Origin of the sequence: Mesorhizobium sp. M7A.F.Ca.CA.003.01.2.1 (assembly GCF_003998945.1) — a bacterium.
Classification (GTDB): domain Bacteria; phylum Pseudomonadota; class Alphaproteobacteria; order Rhizobiales; family Rhizobiaceae; genus Mesorhizobium; species Mesorhizobium ciceri.
In genome coordinates, this window is sequence record NZ_RZRA01001293.1 from 1 (window position 1) to 1,153 (window position 1,153).

Annotated in this window: 2 protein-coding genes and 1 tRNA gene; 1 reads left to right on the plus strand and 2 read right to left on the minus strand. The window is 59.5% G+C overall.

Annotated features, from left to right (window positions below):
* Positions 1-296: YbaK/EbsC family protein (locus EN969_RS32090; RefSeq protein ID WP_164758714.1), on the plus strand; the 296-nt coding region annotated here is incomplete at its 5' end.
* A gap of 113 nt (positions 297-409) precedes the next feature.
* Here the strand turns inward: EN969_RS32090 and EN969_RS32095 are convergent.
* Together EN969_RS32095 and EN969_RS32100 are read right to left on the minus strand one after the other, a co-directional pair.
* Positions 410-486: transfer RNA gene (locus tag EN969_RS32095), tRNA-Pro, on the minus strand.
* Positions 487-840: 354 nt separating this feature from the next.
* Positions 841-1,153 (minus strand): outer membrane beta-barrel protein (locus tag EN969_RS32100; protein WP_164758715.1); only part of this gene is annotated, 313 nt, incomplete at its 5' end.

The following is a 1,153-nucleotide window of genomic DNA, read 5'->3' on the forward strand; positions in this document are numbered from 1 at the left end:
TGCTGGTGGTGACCAGCGGCATCGCCAGGCTGGACAACCGCAAGTTCAAGGACCAGTTCGGCGGCAAGCCGCGCATGCTCGACGCGGCGGAAGTTGTCGAAGCGACGAGCCACCCGGTCGGCGGCGTCTGCCCGTTCGGCCTGCCGGCGCCGCTGCCGGTCTATTGCGACGTATCGCTGCGCGAATTTGACGAGGTCGTGCCCGCGGCAGGCGCCACCAATGCGGCGGTGCGGATCAGCCCGCAGAGGATGGTTGAGCTGATTGGGGCTGAGTGGATCGATGTGTGCCAGGGGTAGCCCAAGCCAGAGTTCAAGCGGCAGAGCACATGGTTGCCCCGATCCGAGATTTGGCCGGGCTGACCGAAGCATCTGGAGAGGCGGACTTCGGGGGCAAGTCCTGCTTTCAAATTTGGTCGGAGTGGCCGGATTCGAACCGACGACCCCTTGACCCCCAGTCAAGTGCGCTACCGGGCTGCGCTACACTCCGGACCGCGGAAAGCCCTATATTCTCAAGGGTTCAGAAGCAAGAGGCGAATTCGCTGAAATTGGTGAAATGGGAACAGATGGTGTCCCGGTGTGCCTTTGGTGACCGAAAGTCACACCGACAAATCATACCGCAAGTGCTGCTTAGGTTCCGGTCACCGAGGGCGGACACACTACGTGCTTTGTCTTGCCCTGGAAGGGCATAGCCTGCACCGCTCTAGGCTGCAATTGCCCAAAGAAGTTCAAGACTTCGTTCAATCGCCAGAATGTTCGAAGGAATATGTAGGCTACGAGGAAAGGGGAGCGCTGACGAGCTCCCCTGACGCTAGATCTGATCCGCGAAAATGATGTCGATGCACTACTGACCCATTCCAAACTTGTAGGTTAGCCGGGCCATCACGGCATCGACCTTTGCCTCTGTGCGATAGGTCTCGGGATTGTCGCCGAGAGTGCCATCATCGAACACGTTGTCGCCCGTGCTCGTCTTATGGCCGAGGTCAACGTGGGTGTAGTCCACGCCAAGCGAGAGGTTGTTCGTAAGGGCATAGTCGATGCCAGCGCCGAGCGCATAGCCGTTCTGCCACTCATTCTTTTCGTAGGTCACCAGGGCGTCGTTGTCTCGGGCGCGGAAATCCACCTTGCCGCCGGCATAACCAGCCTTGGCATAGATC